This window comes from Lacunisphaera limnophila (genome assembly GCF_001746835.1).
Lineage (GTDB): Bacteria > Verrucomicrobiota > Verrucomicrobiia > Opitutales > Opitutaceae > Lacunisphaera > Lacunisphaera limnophila.
On sequence record NZ_CP016094.1, the window covers coordinates 47,654 to 64,019 of the forward strand.

At 67.3% G+C, this 16,366-nt stretch carries 13 protein-coding genes; 11 read left to right on the forward strand and 2 right to left on the reverse strand.

The features are described from left to right. Positions 1-195: 195 nt before the first annotated feature. The 8 genes from dnaE to Verru16B_RS00280 all read left to right on the forward strand — a co-directional run bounded on the left by dnaE (position 196) and on the right by Verru16B_RS00280 (position 11,964). A complete protein-coding gene (gene dnaE / locus Verru16B_RS00245) occupies positions 196-3,753 on the forward strand; it encodes a DNA polymerase III subunit alpha (RefSeq protein WP_069960408.1) in 3,558 nt (1,185 codons plus the stop codon). Between the two features lie 100 nt (positions 3,754-3,853). Next, positions 3,854-5,035 carry an RsmB/NOP family class I SAM-dependent RNA methyltransferase gene (locus tag Verru16B_RS00250; RefSeq protein WP_069960409.1) on the forward strand — a complete coding sequence of 394 codons (1,182 nt, stop codon included), beginning with the start codon at positions 3,854-3,856 and terminating at the stop codon, positions 5,033-5,035. 185 nt (positions 5,036-5,220) lie between these two features. Then, positions 5,221-7,158, forward strand: coding sequence for an alpha/beta hydrolase family protein (locus Verru16B_RS00255; protein ID WP_069960410.1), 1,938 nt, complete (start codon positions 5,221-5,223; stop codon positions 7,156-7,158). After that, on the forward strand, positions 7,158-8,759 hold the full coding sequence (locus tag Verru16B_RS00260) for a hypothetical protein (protein WP_069960411.1): 1,602 nt from the start codon (positions 7,158-7,160) through the stop codon (positions 8,757-8,759). The genes Verru16B_RS00255 and Verru16B_RS00260 overlap by 1 nt, the downstream gene beginning before the upstream one ends. Further along, entirely contained in the window at positions 8,756-9,532 is a 777-nt protein-coding gene (locus Verru16B_RS00265) for a class I SAM-dependent methyltransferase (protein WP_069960412.1), read from the forward strand. The genes Verru16B_RS00260 and Verru16B_RS00265 overlap by 4 nt, the downstream gene beginning before the upstream one ends. Positions 9,533-9,616: 84 nt before the next feature. Then, entirely contained in the window at positions 9,617-10,108 is a 492-nt protein-coding gene (locus Verru16B_RS00270) for a thioredoxin family protein (RefSeq protein ID WP_083269982.1), read from the forward strand. A 70-nt stretch (positions 10,109-10,178) separates the two neighbouring features. Next, positions 10,179-11,036, forward strand: coding sequence for an alpha/beta hydrolase family protein (locus tag Verru16B_RS00275; RefSeq protein WP_069960413.1), 858 nt, complete (start codon positions 10,179-10,181; stop codon positions 11,034-11,036). Between the two features lie 22 nt (positions 11,037-11,058). Next, on the forward strand, positions 11,059-11,964 hold the full coding sequence (locus Verru16B_RS00280) for a helix-turn-helix domain-containing protein (protein ID WP_069960414.1): 906 nt from the start codon (positions 11,059-11,061) through the stop codon (positions 11,962-11,964). Between the two features lie 82 nt (positions 11,965-12,046). Here Verru16B_RS00280 and Verru16B_RS00285 read toward each other — a convergent pair whose 3' ends face one another. Together Verru16B_RS00285 and Verru16B_RS00290 are read right to left on the reverse strand one after the other, a co-directional pair. Continuing rightward, positions 12,047-13,090, reverse strand: coding sequence for a right-handed parallel beta-helix repeat-containing protein (locus Verru16B_RS00285; protein ID WP_157772091.1), 1,044 nt, complete (start codon positions 13,088-13,090; stop codon positions 12,047-12,049). A 50-nt stretch (positions 13,091-13,140) separates the two neighbouring features. Next, positions 13,141-13,737 (reverse strand): GNAT family N-acetyltransferase, encoded by a 597-nt coding sequence (locus Verru16B_RS00290; RefSeq protein WP_069960416.1) that lies wholly within the window; start codon positions 13,735-13,737, stop codon positions 13,141-13,143. 219 nt (positions 13,738-13,956) lie between these two features. Between Verru16B_RS00290 and Verru16B_RS00295 the strand changes: the two genes are divergently transcribed. Genes Verru16B_RS00295 through Verru16B_RS19240 form a run of 3 tightly spaced genes read left to right on the forward strand, consistent with a single transcriptional unit; the run spans position 13,957 to position 16,350 of the window. Next, entirely contained in the window at positions 13,957-14,805 is an 849-nt protein-coding gene (locus Verru16B_RS00295; RefSeq protein WP_069960417.1) for a cytochrome C assembly family protein, read from the forward strand. Positions 14,806-14,807: 2 nt separating this feature from the next. Next, the gene (hemA, locus tag Verru16B_RS00300; RefSeq protein WP_069960418.1) at positions 14,808-15,851 is read left to right on the forward strand and encodes a glutamyl-tRNA reductase; all 1,044 of its coding nucleotides are present in this window, start codon (positions 14,808-14,810) and stop codon (positions 15,849-15,851) included. A 34-nt stretch (positions 15,852-15,885) separates the two neighbouring features. Further along, positions 15,886-16,350 (forward strand): transposase, encoded by a 465-nt coding sequence (locus Verru16B_RS19240; protein WP_069960419.1) that lies wholly within the window; start codon positions 15,886-15,888, stop codon positions 16,348-16,350. Positions 16,351-16,366 lie beyond the last annotated feature (16 nt).

Sequence of the window (16,366 nt, forward strand, 5' to 3'; positions counted from 1 at the left end):
CAGCCGCCCCGGCCACCGTCAACCCCTATTTTTGCGGATCACTCCGGCCCCTCTGAACTCCCCCTTGGCCGGGCCAAATCCGCCCCCATGGGCCAGCGAGCTCGCCCCCGCCTCCCCGCCTCGGACTGGTAAAACTCGCCCGGCAGTCCCTTAGTTCTTGCCCGCGCCTAACCCCCTGATTCCCATAAACGAACCTTGGCGTCGCCCGACTCAAATTTCGTCCATCTCCACGTCCACAGCGACTACTCCCTGCTGGACGGCGCCTGCCGGATCGACCGCCTCATGGACCGGGCCACCACCCTCGGCATGAAGGCCCTCGCCCTCACCGACCACGGCAATCTCTACGGCACGATCGAGTTCTACAACCAGGCCAAGGCCAAGGGCATCAAGCCCCTCCTCGGCTGCGAGCTCTACCTGGCCGCCGGCTCCCGCCTCGAGCGCACCGGCCGCTCCGACGAGGGCAAATCCATCTACCACCTCGGTCTGCTCGCCCGCGACCTCACCGGCTACCAGAACCTCCTCAAGCTCGTCTCCGACGCCCACCTCAAGGGCTTCTATTACAAGCCCCGCACCGACCTCGAGAAACTCGCCCAGCATTCGAAGGGCCTCATCGGCTTCACCGGCTGCCTCGCTTCGCTCGTCCCCCAACACCTGCTGAACGACAACTACGAGGAGGCCCGGAAGGCCTGCGCCCACTTCGTCGAGATCTTTGGCCGCGAGAACTACTTCGTCGAAATCCAGGACCACGGCATCCCCGAGCAACTCAAGGTCATCCCCGGCCTCCTCAAGCTCGCCCAGGAATTCAACCTGAAGGTCGTCTGCTCGAACGACGTCCACTACGTCAATTCCGCCGACGCCGGCCCGCACGACACTCTCCTCTGCATCCAGACGGGCTCGAAGGTCGCCGACGACAACCGGATGAAGTTCACCGGCACCCAGTTCTACCTCAAATCCCGCGAGGAGATGGCCACCGTCTTCAAGGAGGTGCCGGAGTCCCTCACCAACACCCAGCTCGTCGCCGAGATGTGCGACGTCGCCATCCCCTTCCCCAAGGGCTCCGAGCGCTACCCGAAATACCCGCTCCCCCCCGAGGTGAAGACCGACCGCCCCGGCTACCTCAAGGACCTCTGCATCGCCGGCCTCCGCACCCGCTACGGCGTCGACTACACGAAGCCGGAAAACGCCAAGGACAAGGATCAGGCCAAAGTCCTCGCCGAGCGCCTCGACTTCGAGCTCTCCATCATCACCAAGACCGGCTTCATCGACTACTTCCTTGTCGTCTGGGATTTCATCGACTGGGCGCGGAAGCACGGCATCCCTGTCGGCCCCGGCCGCGGCTCCGGCGCCGGCTGTCTCGTCGCCTACCTGCTCGGCATCACCAATCTCGACCCGCTGCGCTTCAAGCTCCTCTTCGAGCGCTTCCTGAATCCCGAGCGCGTCTCCCCGCCCGACTTCGACATCGACTTCTGCATGCGCCGCCGCGGCGAGGTCATCGACTACGTCCGCCAGAAATACGGCAACGACTGCGTCGCCAACATCATCACCTACGGCACCCTCGGCGCCAAGATGGTCATGCGCGACGTCTCCCGCGTCCACGACCTCCCCTACGTCGAGGCCGACCGCCTGGCCAAGATGATCCCCGACGAGCTCAACATCGAGCTCAAGACCGCCATCGAGAAATCTGCCGAGCTGCGCAACGAGTTCGAGAAAAACCCCGTCGCGAAGAAGATCATCGACCAGGCCCTCGTCCTCGAGGGCATGGTCCGCAACACCGGCAAGCACGCCGCCGGCATCATCATCACCGACCGGCCGCTCGAGGAATTCGTCCCCCTCACCCTGCAGGAAGGCGACGTCACCGTGCAGTTCGACATGAACGCCGTTGGCAAGCTCGGCCTGCTGAAGATGGACTTCCTCGGCCTCAAGACGCTCACCGTCATCGCCGACGCCGTCGCCAACGTCCACCGCACCGCCGACGCGAAGTTCGACCTCGAGGCCGTCGGCTTCGAGGACCCGAAGACCTACACCCTCCTCAACTCCGGCCGCACCACCGGCGTGTTCCAGCTGGAATCCGGCGGCATGCAGGCCCTGTGCCGCCAGATCGGCCTCTCCTCCATCGACGAGATCGTCGCCCTCATCGCCCTCTACCGCCCGGGTCCCATGGAGTGGATCCCCGACTACGTCCGCGGCAAGAAGGAGCCCAGCACTGTCACCTACCCGCACAAGCTCCTCGAGGAGGTCTGCCGCGAGACCTACGGCGTCATGGTCTACCAGGAGCAGGTCATGGAAGCGGCCAAGATCATCGCCGGCTACACCCTCGGCGGTGCCGACATGCTCCGCCGCGCCATGGGCAAGAAGGACGCCGATGCCATGGCCAAGGAGCGCGCCAAGTTCGTCGAGGGCGCCGCGAAGGTGAACAAGATCGACGCCAAGACGGCCAACTCGATCTTCGACATCCTCAACAAGTTTGCCGGCTACGGCTTCAACAAGTCCCACTCCGCCGCCTACGCGGTGCTCAGCTACCAGACCGGCTACCTCAAGGCCAACTACCCGGTCCAGTTCATGGCCGCCATGCTCACCTCTGAGCTCGGCAATTCCGAGAAGGTCGCCCACTTCATCGCCGAGTGCGAGGCCATGGGCCTCAAGGTCCTCGGCCCCGACGTGAACGAATCGCGCGCGGATTTCACCCCCGTCGGCGACAAGATCCGCTTCGGCCTCGCCGGCATCAAGGGCGTCGGTGAACAGGCCGCCCAGAAAATCATCGAGGAACGCGAGGCCAGCGGCCCGTTCAAGGACTTCGCCGACTTCACCTCCCGCGTCGACGCCCGCGCCCTCAACAAGCGCGTGCTTGAGCACCTCGTGAAAACCGGCGCCTTCGATTTCAGCGGCGCCGCCCGCAAGCCCCTCTTCGACAGCATCGACGCCGCCATCGCCGGCGCCGCCGCCCACGCCCGCGACAAGGCCGCCGGCCAGCACAGCTTCCTCGACGCGTTCGCCGAGCCCCCGCCGAAGAAGAAGGCCGGCGCCAACGGCACCACCGTCCACACCACGTCCACCGCCGACTTCACCTCCGCCGAGCGCCTCCAGTTCGAGAAGGAGCTCCTCGGCTTCTACGTCTCCGGCCACCCGCTCAACGCCTACAGCGGCCTCGCCGAGGCCCTCTGCACCCACACCGAGGAGACCGTCCTGCTCGAGGGCGACCGCGTCGAGTTCCGCCTCGCCGGGGTCATGAGCGGTATCAACAAGAAGCTCTCGAAAAAGGACAACCGCCCCTGGGCCTTCTTCAACCTCGCCAGCAAGAAGGCCACCATCGCGGTGAACATGTACGCCGACGCCTACGAGGCCTACGGCAAGCTCCTCGCCGAGAACGCCCCCGTCGTCATCCTCGGCACGGTGATGAAGGGCAACGACGGCGCCCGCCTCAACGTGAAGGAGCTCTACCCGCTCGACGCCTACCTGCAGAACAACATCCGCAAGGTCACCTGGCTCCTCCAGCCCACCCACGCCGACCTGCCCGGTTTCTTCCGGCAGCTGCGCGAGACCCTCAACGCCGCCAGCGGCGACACCAAGGTCGAGCTCGCCTTCCTCTTCGAGCATCGCGTCGCCCCCATCGCCGAGGTCGCCGGCGCCCTCAAGTGGCGCATCGCCCCCGATGCCTTCCAGCGCCTCCGCGCCCATCCCGCCGTGTCCGGCCTCCTCGCCGAGGCCCGCTCCCCCGAGCTCAAGGAAGTGAAACGCTGGGGGCGGAAAGGCTAAACCCTCGTTGCCGTCATCCTGAGCGCAGCGAAGGATCCAAGCCTGCAACCAATGCGAGCCATGCCCGGATCCGACGCTTTGCCCAACTGACCTGAAACCAATGTCCTCCCCCGTCCTCAACAACGCCGCCCGCATCCTGAAACTCGTCGAGACCGGGACGCCCGCCGACCAGGCCCTGCGCGAGTCGCTCACCCAGGACCGCCACTACACGGCCCCTGCCGAACGCCGGAACGTCAGCCGCGCGGTGTTCACCTACTTCCGCTGGCTGCGCTGGCTCGCCCCGAAGGACTCCCACCAAAAACAACTCGAGGCCGCCCTCGCCCTGCAGGAACGTTTCAATAAAACCCCCTCGAGCTTCAAACCCGAGGCCCTCGCCGCCCGCGCCGTGCCGGCGTGGCTGCAGGCGGAGATGGACGTCATCCCCGACGCGTGGCTCCGCCAGCTTCAGTCCGAGCCCGCCCTCTGGATCCGCGCCAAGGCCGGTACCGGCGTCGCGCTCACGAAGAAGCTCAGCCACATCACGCCCGCCGCCCAATCCCCCGACGCCCTGCGCTACACCGGCCTCACCGACCTCTACCGCACCAAGGAATTCCAGGCCGGCGAATTTGAAATCCAGGACCTCGCCTCGCAACTAGTCAGCCTCGCCTGCGCGCCGCGGCCGGGTGAAACCTGGTGGGACGCGTGCGCCGGCGAGGGCGGCAAGACCATGCACCTCGCCGACCTCATGCAGAACAAGGGCCTGCTCTGGGCCAGCGACCGCTCGGTGCGCCGCCTCGCCAAGCTCAAGGATCGCGCCGCCCGCGCCCAGGTCTTCAACTACCGCGCCGCGGAATGGGACGGCGGCGCCAAGCTACCGACCAAGGCCAAATTCAACGGCATCCTCGTCGACGCCCCCTGCAGCGGTGTCGGCACCTGGCAGCGCAACCCGCACGCCCGCTGGACCGCCTCCCCCACCGACGTGCGCGAGCTCGCCGCCGTGCAGGCCAACCTCCTCAACCACGTCGCCCCCGCGGTCAAACCCGGTGGCCGCCTGATCTACTCGGTCTGCACCCTCACCCGCGCCGAGACCACCGCCGTGGCGGAGGCGTTTGCCCAAAGTCATCCCGAATTTGAACCGATTCCCGCCTGGCCCGGCCCGGCAATTAAGAAGGATGAATTAAGAATGAAGAATGATTCTCCGGAAATTCTTCCTTCTTCCTTCATCCCTCCTCCTTCGCTTTTCCTCTGGCCCCACGACCTGAACGCCAACGGCATGTTCATCGCCGCCTGGCAAAGAAAGTAGGACCGGTCTTCCTCCTTCGCGAAGACTGCGGAGGACAGACCGGCCGGCCCGGGTTGCCCATCCCGCCTGCCCCGGTCTCATCACCCGGTCGCACATCCGCCATAGACAGCGGAATCGAACCTGCTATTTCAGAGTGCCTGAGGCGCGCAAGGGCCGGCGTGCCTCCATCAACCCGCTCACCCACCATGATCCCGCCCCGTTTCCCCTCCCTGTTGCGTTTCATCGCGCCCCTGCTGGGCCTCTTTTCCCTCGCGACCGCCGCCCCGCCGCCGGTCAGCGATTTTGTGAAATGGCCGGAGGTGAACGAAGTCCGCATCTCGGAAAACGGTCGCTATGTCGCCTTTCTCACCCCCAGCCAGGTCCGGTTCTTCGACCTCAACGTCTACGACACCCAAACCAAGGAATCGAAGAAGTTCGATCTCGGCGGCGACGACGTCACCGACTTTTTCTGGATCGGCGGCGACCGCATGGTGATCACCACCGAGAACCGGCCGAATTACCGCGGACGCAAGCAGGTCTTCGATGTCAAGCAGGGCAAGGTGACCGCCAACCTGACCTACGAGCGACAATTCTTCCAGCTCATCAGCAGCCTCCGCCGGGACCCGAATCTCTTTGTGGCCCGGTTCTTCGACGATGGCCGCGGCTCGGCCGGCCTCGCGGTCATCAGCACCCGGCTCCGCCCCAAGGTCATGGCCGGACAGGACAACTCCCGTTTCAACGTCAAGGAATGGATCGACCTCCCCAAGGGCGAGTTCCACGGGGCGGCCACCGACCACGAGGGTGAGGTCCGGGTCGCCGCCGTCTACTCCGACAAAAAACTCCGGTTCCACTACCGCGCCGGCCCGAAGGAGAAATGGATCGAACTCCCCTTCCACTACGAGACCACCAGCGTCATCGGTTTCACGCCCGATCCGGATCTGCTCTACGTCGCCCACTACGCCGAGGAGGCCAAAAGCAGCCGGTTGCATCGCTACCGCGTGAGCACCGGCGATTTTGGCCCGCCGCTCTTCGAGGACGCCACGTACGCCATGAACGACGCCGAGTTGTTCCAGGTCCGCCAGGCCGATGGCTCGGTCCGCACCGCCGCCCTCGGCTACCATCGTGATCTCTACACCCAGCTCGCGATCGATCCGCTCTTCGCCGAGATCCAGACCGCCATCCAGGCGAAGCTGCCCGGGCGGCAGAATCTCATCGTCGATTGCGACCAGGCCATGCAGACCTTCGTCGTCGCCTCGTCGAACGGGCGCGAACCCAGCCGCTATGTGATCTACCGGCATGACACCAAGGCCTTCCTGCCCCTCCCGGCCCCGACGCCCTGGTTCAAGCCCGCCGAGATGAGCGTGCAGCGCCCGATCAAGTTCACCGCCCGCGACGGGCTGGTACTCGAAGGCTACCTCTCCCTCCCCGCCCCGGCAGCCGACGGCAGCAAACCCCCTCTGGTGGTCTACGCCCACGGCGGCCCCTGGGCTCGCGACACCTGGGGCTACAACTCCGACGCCCAGTTCCTGACTTCCCGCGGTTATGCCGTCTTTCAACCCAACTACCGGGGCTCGACCGGTTACGCCAAGGCCGTCTCGAAGGACGATGATTTCGAGTTCCGCAAGATGCACGATGACGTGACCGACGGTGTGAAACACCTCGTCGCGCAGGGCCTCGTGGACGGAAAACGCCTCGCCATCTATGGCGGCAGTTTCGGCGGCTACCTCGCCGTCGCCGGCGTGGCCTTCGAACCCGATCTCTACCGCTGCGCCGTCACCTTCGCCGGGGTCTTCGACTGGAAGCAACTGGTGAAGCAATCCTGGGCCCAGTCCGACGACGACCGGTTCAACTACGACCGCCTGCTCGAGAAACTCGGCGACCCGGCCACCCAGCAGGAGCGCTTCCAGAACATCTCCCCCATCGCCCACATCGCCGCGGTCAAGGCGCCGGTGCTCGTGATCCATGGCAAGCTGGATACCACCGTGGAATACCAGCAGTCCACCCGCTTGCTCTCGGAGTTGGAGCAACGGAAGGTGCCGCACGAGCAGCTGTTTTTCGACACGGAGTTCCACGGCTTTTCCGAGCGGGAGAACTACCAGAAATTCCTCACCGCCCTGGAGAAATTCCTCGCCCAGCATCTCTGATGCCCGAAACCCGCCCAGCGTCCGCCCCCTTCCTGCGCCCCGGCCTCGCCTTTGCTTTCGCCACGGTCGCCTTTGTCTGGTGGCGGGTCTCGGAAAATACCGCCGACAACGATCTCTGGGGCCATGTCCTCTACGGCCAGCGCATGCTCCACCTCGGGGGACTCGAAACCGTCGAGACGCTCTCCTGGTCGGCCGCCGGCCAGCCCTGGATCAACCATGAGGTCCTCGCCGAGGTGATCCTCGGCTTGACCCACCGTCTGGCCGGCGGCTCCGGGCTGTGGTGGCTCATGATCGGCCTCGCCACCCTCACCCTCGGCGGGGCCGGGCGGGCCGGCGCCGGCCGCACCGCTCCGCAACAGCTCACCGCCCTCGGACTGCTCGCGCTCTGCGGCAACAGCATCGCCCTCGGCTATGCCGTGCGGCCGCAACTGTTCACCCTGCTCGCGTTTGTCGTGCTGCTGACTGCGTTGCGCCGGTTTCTGGACGGGCGACTGCGCTGGGGCTTCGTGCCGCCGCTCCTGCTCGCGGTCTGGGTCAACACCCACGGCGGCTTCCTCGCCGGCTGGCTCATCGCCGCGGTGATCCTCGGCACCGAGTTCATCTTCGGTTTCATTCCATCCTTACCGCCGTGGCTTCGCTCCACTCCCGCCACCCTTTCGCGCCCAGTCCTCCTTGCCGCGGGTGCCGCCGGCACGCTTGCCCTCCTCGCCAATCCTTGGGGCGCCCACCTCGTGATCTGGACGCTGGAAACCCTGCAGCTGCCCCGCCCTGACATCACCGAGTGGCACCCCACGACCCTGAGCGCCGCCACCGTGCCCTTTTACTTTACGATCGGTCTTGGTCTCGTCGCCTGGATTCTCACGCGCCAACCGCGCCGGCTCGGGGAGATGGTCGCGTGGGGCCTCCTCGCCTTCTTTGCCCTCCGCCACCAGCGCCACGCCCCCCTCTTCGGCCTGGCCACCGTCATGCTGCTGCCGGCCCATGTGCTGGATCTGCTGCAACGTCTCGCCCCGGCGACCCAAGGCCTCCGTGCCGCTCTCGCCCGGCCCGCGCTCCGCGGCGCGCTTGTGTTGTTACTGTTCGTCGGCGGCGCCTGGTGCCTGCGGTCCAGCGTCACCGCCCCGCGCCTCCACCCCTTCCGCATGGAAGTGCCCCGCGATCTCTATCCCGTCGCGGCCCTCGACCATATCCGCACCCATCGCCTGAACGGCAACACGATCACCTTCTTCGACTGGGGCCAGCAGGTGCTGTGGGAACTGCCCGACAACCCCGTCTCCTTCGACGGCCGCCTCGACACCGTTTACCCCACGCCCCTCATGGACGCCCACTGGCGCCTTTACGCCGGCGAAGAACCCGGCCCCTCGCTTCCCCTCGACCAGGCCCGCGTGGCCCTGCTGCCTACCGGCTCCGGCGGAGTCAGGCTACTGCTCACCCGGGGCTGGCTCATGACCTACGAGGACCCGCTCGCCACCGTGCTGATCCGACCGGTGGGCAATGTTTCCGCACGACCGGTGCTCCAACGTGCCGGCGTCGAGGCCATCACCGGCTCCGTCCCTTTCCCCGACACCCCGCCGGTCCTCGCGACCCGCTTTCCCCGATGAGTCCCGACCCTAACCTCAGCAAAGTCACGGGCGCCACCGTCCGCGACGACTTCAACGCCATCAACACGGTGCTCCACTACACGCGCGCCGCGCACTTCATCGGCCTGTGGAAATCCGAGCTGGCCCTCATCCAGCGCTATTTCCCCGACGTGAACGCCCGCCTGCTCGAGGCCGGTTGCGGCGCCGGCCGCGTGGCCGTGGGCCTCTGGCATCAAGGCTACCGCGACGTGGTCGCCTTCGACTTCGCCTCCGAGCTCGTCGAACAGGCCGAGAACCTCGCCCAGGAACAGGGCATCACCGGCCTCACCTTCCTCCAAGCCGACGCCACGCGGCTCGACCAATGTCCCGCCATAAGCGACCTGTCGTTCGACGGGGTCCTCTTCATGTTCAACGGCCTGATGCAGATTCCGGGACGCGAGAGCCGCCGCCAGGCGATGCGCGCGTTGCACCGCGCCTGCCGGCCGGGCGCGCCTTTCATCTACACGACCCACGACCGCGAGGACCCGGCCGACCTGAAGGAGTGGGCCAAGGAAGCCGCGCGCTGGGCCAAGGGGGAACAGAATCCCCGCCTGCTCGAGTTTGGTGACCGCTACTTCACCGACGACACTGGCAACACCTTCATGCACCTGCCCGACCGCAAGGAGGTGCTCGAGGACATGGCCGCCACCGGCTGGACCCACGTCTTCGATGCCACCCGCAACGATCTCGCCAGCGAAACCCCCAAGGTCCGCAATTTCTCCGACAACTGCCGCTTCTGGGTCGCCCGGAAATAAGTCGCCCGCCTTCAAACCGCTTCATCCTCCGCCTGCCGCCGAAAAGATTCTAGCCGTCGCCGTCCGCCCTGTTAACCTGCCCCCATGAAATTTCTGACCACCCTTGCCCTGTGCGCCCTCGTGGCCACGGCCCACGCCGCCGATCCGGAATACCCCAAGCAGGGACCCGACCTCTACGACACGCAGGCCGACGGCACCGCCCAGATCGCCGCCGCCCTGACGCAAGCCAAGGCGGAGCACAAGCACGTGCTCTTGAAGCTCGGCGCCAACTGGTGCATCTGGTGCCGCCGCCTCAGCGAAGCCTTCCACCGCCACGACGCCGTGGCACAGAAACTGGCCGCCGATTACGTCGTCGTGCTCATCGACATGAACCAGCGCGACGGCCGCAAGCGCAACCTCGCCGTCAACGAGCGCTACGGCAACCCCATCCAAAACGGCTACCCCGTGCTGCTCGTGCTCGACGCCGACGGCAACCTGCTCACCACCCAGGAAACCGGCGCGCTCGAGGACGGCGGTAAGGGTCATGACCCGGAGAAGATCCTCGCCTTCCTCCGGCGCTGGGCTCCGGCTCGCTGAGGGACGCGCGTTTTTCGCACAAACGATCAAGCCCCGCGCCCGCCGGATCTGCTAGGCTGCCGGTCATCCCATGCATTCCGGTTTCCAGCACCTGCCGATTCCCGAACCCACCTCCGGCGGCTCCTTCCCAGCCATCGTCCAATATCCCACGACCCAGCCCGCGGCCGGCGTGTCCATCGGACCCTTCAACTGGGAGGCGACCCTCGACGCTACGCCCGCCCCGGGCCGCTTTCCGGTCTGCCTGATCGCCCACGGCGCCGGCGGATCCCACCTGCTCTATCGCGAGATCGCCACCCACCTCGCCCGCTCGGGCTGGATCGTGGTGTGTCCGGAGGCCCCGCGCGACAACCGCAACGACAACTCCCTTGCTTACACCGACGAGGCGGTGACGAACCGATGCCGCCAACTCTCGCAAACCTTGGACGCCCTCCTCGGTCACCCGACCTTCGGCCCGGCGGCGAATCCCCAGCGCGTGGGCCTCGTGGGCCACTCCCTCGGCGGCTGTGCCGCGCTCGCCCTGGCCGGCGGCCAACCCTGGTCCCGCAACCGTACGCCCATTCCCGTCCAACCTGACCCGCGGTTCCAGGCCGCCGTGCTGCTGGCGCCGGCCACCGGCTACTACCGCGGCCCGGACGCCCTGGCCAGGGTCTCGGGCCGGTTCCTGGTCCTCGCCGGCGAAAAGGATGACGTGACGCCGGCCGAGGCCATCCGCCAGGACCTGCGCCCGCTGCCGGCGGCGGCCGCCGGCGAGTTCGTCGTCGTCCGCGGCGCGGGACATTACTCCTTCCTCAGCCCGTTTCCGGCGATGATGCGCCGCCCGGATTTTCCGCCCGGTCAGGATCCGGACGGCTTTGACCGGCCGCAGTTCCACACCGAGCTGCCCGGCTTGATCGAATCCTTTCTCAGCCGTTCGCTGCCGGACGCCTGAAACCGCGCATCCTTTCGGGCCGATGAACCACTACCGCCAGGCCGTCCTCCGCAGCCTCGACACCATCGAGCAGGGGCTCCGCCGCCCGCTGGCGCTGCACGCGCTGGCCCGCCGCGCCGGCTTTTCCCTCTGGCATTTTCACCGTATCTTCGCCGAGCACACCGGCGAGTCCCTCGGCTCCTACCTGCGCAAGCGCCGCCTCACCGCCGCGGCTGGGGAACTCGCCCGGTCGGACCGCAGCGTGCTCGATGTGGCCCTCGACTACCAGTTCGAGTCCCACGAGGCCTTCACCCGCGCCTTCAAGGCCGCGTTCGATGCCACCCCGAGCGAGTTTCGCCGCACCGGCAAGCTGGCCTGGCTGCGCACCCGCCCGGAAATCACCCCCGCCCGCCTCCACGCCCTCCCCACCCAGACCACGATGAAACCCCGGATCGTCTCCCTCCCCGCCCTAAATCTGCTCGGCTTGAGCGCCCGCTTCGTGCCGCCGCTGTCCCCCGCGGCCGACAACCTCGACGTGGTGCCCAAACTCTACGAACGCTTCTGCCCGCTCATCCCCGGCCTCCCGGCCATGCTGGACCAATATATCTACGGCGCGGCCCGCTACCCCACGGATCGCGCCGGCGCGAATCCGGACGAGCGCGAATACCTGGCCTCCATCAACGTCGCCGCGGGCACCAAGCCAAAAAAACCGCTGGTGCTCTGGTCGATCCCCGCCGGCACCTACGCCTGCTTCACCCACCGCGGCCCCATCGCCCGGTTCGGCGAAACCATCCACTACGTCTTCGGCACCTGGCTGCCGCGCTCCAAATTCATCCACGGGGACGGCCCCAACCTCGACCGCCAGGACGAGCGTTTCGGCGACGGCGGCCCCGACAGCGAATTCGATTTCCTGATCCCGGTGAAACCCAAACCCGCGCGCCGGCAGTAGGACCGGTCTCCGACTGGTCCCTGCCTTGGTCCGTCCGGTGCACGACGCCGCTCGCGGCGACCGTTGCCCACGTCCCCCGCTTTCACCGCGGCCGCACGACCTCCAGCTGCCCGGCCGCCGCCAGGCTGATGCCCTCAAGCCGGTTGTCCTTCACCAGCGAATCCTCCAGCCGGTTCGGCGTGCAGGAGGCGTCGTTGACGCGGATGCCCTGCGTGCCGTTGCCGGTGATCGTGACGCCGCTGAAACGGTTGTCCCGGCAGGCCGTGCCCGGGAGCTCGCGGGTCTCCGCCAGAAACACGCCCTGCTCACCGTTGTTGGCCAGCGTGACCCGCTCAAACAGGTTGTGATTGGAGTCGCGCATGAAGATGCCCTGGCTGCCGTTGTCGCTCGCGATGGAATCCGTGATCCGATTGCGGTTGAAGCGCCAGTCGAAGGAAAAACCCGCGCTGCGGTTGTGGTGCAGGTTCAGCCGCGTGAAATCGCTGTCCTCGGTCTCATAGGCGGCGAGGCCGTCAAACTCGTTCTCGTAGGCCTCGAGCCGGTCGATCCGCACGCGGCGGCAATCCTTCTCCAGCACCACCCCGCCCGAACGCGCCCGGCGGGTGACCACGTCCTCGACGAGGATGTCCTCCGCGCCCCGGATCGTCAGGCCGTTGTTGCGCAGGGCGGTCAGGTGGCTCTCGTCGCAGGGCCCGCCATAGCACTCGAACTGCTGCTCGGTCCGGTTGCCATCCATCAGCAGCCGCCGCACCGTCACGCGCCGCACGCGCCGGTCGACCGGGGTGGCCGGGCTGCCCACCAGGACCACCGGACAATTCGCGCGCGGGGCCAGGAAAAGGACGGTGGCGGGTCCCTGCCCGCGCAGCTCGATGTCATCCCGCGCGATCACGATCGGCCGCGTCAGGGTGAAGACGCCCGCCCCCAGCTCGACCACGCCGCCGTCCGGCGGCAGGCCGGCGAGCGCGGCCTGGATTCCCACCTCGCCGGCGGCGGCGGCCACCGGCACCCGGATCCGTTCGCCGGCCGCGGCCGATTCGCCCCGCAGGCTGGCCCCCAGCGTAAGACACCCGATCAGCCAGAGGAGAAAGTGCCCGCGGCGCGGGAGATGGGCGTGGAGGGGGCTCATGCCGACGCCCTCAGCAAGACGGCCGGGACGCCGCACGGCCACACCGAAATTCACCGCGCCAGTTTCGCCAGCAACCCCGCCTTCACGGCGGGCCACTCCTGGTCCGTGATGCTGAACATCGCCGTGTCGCGTTGGTAGCCGTCGTGCGGCCGGACCAGCTGCTTGCGCAGGATGCCCTCGAAGACCGCCCCCAGCCGCAGGATCGCGGTCCGCGACTGCGTGTTGTTGGCGTCGGTCTTCAACTGCACGCGCAGCGCGCCCCAGCCCTCGAAGGCCTGCCGGAGCATGAGGTACTTGGCCTCGGTGTTGACCGCGCTGCGCTGCGCCTCGGGCGCCAGCCAGGTCCAGCCGATCTCGAGGCCGCGATGCGGCCGGCGGATGTCGATGAAGCGGGTCGAGCCGACCACGCGGCCGTCGCTGCAGCGCACCGTGGCGTACGCCACCTCCGTGCCCGCCGCCTGCGCGCGCAGGGCCTCCTCGATCCAAGCCCCGACCGTCGCGACCGAGGCAAACGGCGGGATCAGCAGGTGGCGGAAGATCACCGGATCCCGGGCCGCCGCCAGGAGGCCCTCCGCGTGCGCCGGGGCCAGCGGTTCCAGGCGAACGGCACGGCCTTCCAGCAAAACCGGGCGGGGATCAAAGGTCATGGCCCGACCTTAGCCGCCCGCCGCCCTCACCCAAGCCCGGATTGGCTGTAGCGGCCTGGAACGGACCCCAGTGTGACAGGGGGTTGGTCGCCGGCGGCCCAACGGGACCTCCGTCGGTCCCAGGCGCAAAATAAGCCATCCCCGCCCCCCTTCGCCCCCACCCTAATTTCTGCGCCGTCGCACTTGCCGCCGCCTCCCCGCCCTGCCAAGTTGCCCGCCATGTCCTCGCTGCCCACCGACCGCGCCCTCCTTTGGCTCGGTGCCCTGCTCTACCTAGCCGGTTTTCTGACCGGCCTGCTGGCGCTGCTGCGGCGATCCTCCGCGACCGCCCCGCGCGCCTGGTTGAACTCCCTCCTCGTCGCCGGCTGGATCAGCCAGATGGCCGGCCTGTATGTCCGCGGCGCCGCCGCCGGCGGGTGCCCGCTCGGCAACACCTTCGAACTGGTCCAATTCGTCGCCTGGTCCGCCATGGTCGTGTATTTCTTCGTTGGCACCGCTTTCCGGGTCAGCCTCCTCGGCCTGTTTACCGCGGGTTACGCCGCCACCCTCGCCTTCGTGTCGCTCCTGATCCCGCAATGGGACGGCGCCCGGAGCATGCGGATCTTCGGCAATAATCCCTGGATCGAGCTCCACGCGGCCCTCGCCGTCTTCAGCTACGGCGTCTTCGGCCTGCTGGCCCTGACCTCCATCATGCAGCTCCTCCAGAACTGGAGCCTCAAGCACAAGCGCCTCAACGGCCTCTTCTGGTTCCTCCCGTCCGTGGTCCAGCTCGACCAGATCAACACCCGCATGCTGGCGCTGGGCGTGCTCCTCCTCACCATCTCCCTCGGGGTGGGCTCGGTCTGGTTCCGCCAGAACATGGGCTCGGTCGACCAGGCCAAGCTGGTCGTCACCGTCGGCGTATGGGCCGCCTACCTTGGTGTGTTCCTGCTGCGCTGGCGCACCTGGCTCGTCTCCGTGCGCTTCGCCTGGGTCTGCCTGGTCATGTTCATCCTGGCGCTGCTCTCGCTCGGGCCGGTGAACTCCAGCCGCAACCACGCCATCGTGCTCACCCCGGACGCCCGCTGACGATGGAGACCACCACGCCCCTCCTGTTCTTCATCGGCGCCAGCCACCACACCGCCCCGCTCGCGGTGCGGGAAAGACTCGCGCTCGACGCGACGCGCGCGGCCGCCCTCGGCGCCCGCCTGCAGGCCACGCCCGGCGTCCGCGAGTTCGCCTTCGTCAACACCTGCAACCGCGTCGAGCTGTATGGCGTCGCCTCGCACGCCGACACCCTCGCCGGCCTGCGCCTCGCCGTGGCCGAGACCACCGGCTGCGCCCCGGCCGAACTCGACGGCGTGCTCCAGCAGCGCCACAACCACGACGTCATCGCCCACCTCTTCGCCGTCGCCTCCGGTCTCGACTCCCAGATCGTGGGCGAGACCGAAATCCTCGGTCAGGTCAAGGGGGCCTACGATGCCGCCCTCGCCCGGAAGTGGACGGGCCCCGTGCTCAACCGCGTTTTCCAAAAAACCTTCCAGGCCGCCAAGCACATCCGCACCCACACGCGCATCGGTGAGGGCCAGATCAGCATCGCCAGCGTGGCCGTGGATCTCGCGGGCAAGATCTACGGCGACCTCGCCCCCGTCAGCGTGCTCGTCGTCGGCGCCGGCGACATCGGCCTCAAGACCGTGCAGGCCTTCCAGAGCCGCGGCGCGAAGGCGATCACCGTCGCCAGCCGCACCCTCTCCAAGGCCGAGGAAATGGCCGCCACGGCCGGCGGCTGGGCCGCCAGTATGGCCGACCTGCCCGAGGTCCTGGCCGCCGCCGACATCGTGGCCAGCTCGACCTCCGCGCCGGGCCTCGTGCTCACGCGCGAGCTCGTCGCCGCCGCCATGAAGAAGCGCGCCGCCCGCCCGCTCTTCCTGATCGACCTGGCGCTCCCCCGCGACATCGACCCCACGGCCGCCGAGCTCGCCAACGTCTTCCTCTACAACCTCGACGACCTCGCCAAGATCGCCGAGCAAAACCTCGCCCAGCGCGAGGCCGAGGTGAGCCGTTGCCACGCCATCCTTGCCGAGCGCACCGCCGCCCTCTGGCCGCAGGTCGCCCAGAGCCTGACCCGGCCTTGATGGAGGCGGGGTGCCCTCACCCCGCAGGGACATCATGCACCTGCCTCATCTGACTCCGTTCAGCCGGCACCCGCTCCTGTTTATCACGTGCTGCACGGCCGGGCGGAAACCCCTGTTGGCGTCTGCTAACGCGCACGCGCTACTCGAATCCATCTGGCGCAAGTCGGCTGCCATCGATGGTTGGTATGTCGGATACTACCTTTTAATGCCCGACCATGTGCACTTCTTCGCGCGACCTGCCCACACCGCGAAGCTGCTGTCAGCTTGGATCAAAAGCTGGAAGTCCATAAGTTCCCGTCGGCTCATGGCGGATGGTCTGACGATCGCTCCAGTTTGGCAGGCTGACTATTTTGATCATTTCATCCGTACCTCTTCTTCGTACCGGGAAAAATGTGAGTACGTGAAAAACAATCCAGTGAGGAAGAATCTATCCCTCGACTCAGCCGGGTGGCCCTATCAGGGGACTCTGCACGAATTGAAGTTTGAGAATGCGGGGTGAGGGCACCCCGCCTCCC

Coding starts and splice junctions, on each gene's coding strand:
- Verru16B_RS00250 (WP_069960409.1), top strand. CDS start 3,854: ATGTCCTCCCCCGTCCTCAACAACGCCGCCCGCATCCTGAAACTCGTC.
- Verru16B_RS00255 (WP_069960410.1), top strand. CDS start 5,221: ATGATCCCGCCCCGTTTCCCCTCCCTGTTGCGTTTCATCGCGCCCCTG.
- Verru16B_RS00260 (WP_069960411.1), top strand. CDS start 7,158: ATGCCCGAAACCCGCCCAGCGTCCGCCCCCTTCCTGCGCCCCGGCCTC.
- Verru16B_RS00265 (WP_069960412.1), top strand. CDS start 8,756: ATGAGTCCCGACCCTAACCTCAGCAAAGTCACGGGCGCCACCGTCCGC.
- Verru16B_RS00270 (WP_083269982.1), top strand. CDS start 9,617: ATGAAATTTCTGACCACCCTTGCCCTGTGCGCCCTCGTGGCCACGGCC.
- Verru16B_RS00275 (WP_069960413.1), top strand. CDS start 10,179: ATGCATTCCGGTTTCCAGCACCTGCCGATTCCCGAACCCACCTCCGGC.
- Verru16B_RS00280 (WP_069960414.1), top strand. CDS start 11,059: ATGAACCACTACCGCCAGGCCGTCCTCCGCAGCCTCGACACCATCGAG.
- Verru16B_RS00285 (WP_157772091.1), bottom strand. CDS start 13,090: ATGAGCCCCCTCCACGCCCATCTCCCGCGCCGCGGGCACTTTCTCCTC.
- Verru16B_RS00290 (WP_069960416.1), bottom strand. CDS start 13,737: ATGACCTTTGATCCCCGCCCGGTTTTGCTGGAAGGCCGTGCCGTTCGC.
- Verru16B_RS00295 (WP_069960417.1), top strand. CDS start 13,957: ATGTCCTCGCTGCCCACCGACCGCGCCCTCCTTTGGCTCGGTGCCCTG.
- hemA (WP_069960418.1), top strand. CDS start 14,808: ATGGAGACCACCACGCCCCTCCTGTTCTTCATCGGCGCCAGCCACCAC.
- Verru16B_RS19240 (WP_069960419.1), top strand. CDS start 15,886: ATGCACCTGCCTCATCTGACTCCGTTCAGCCGGCACCCGCTCCTGTTT.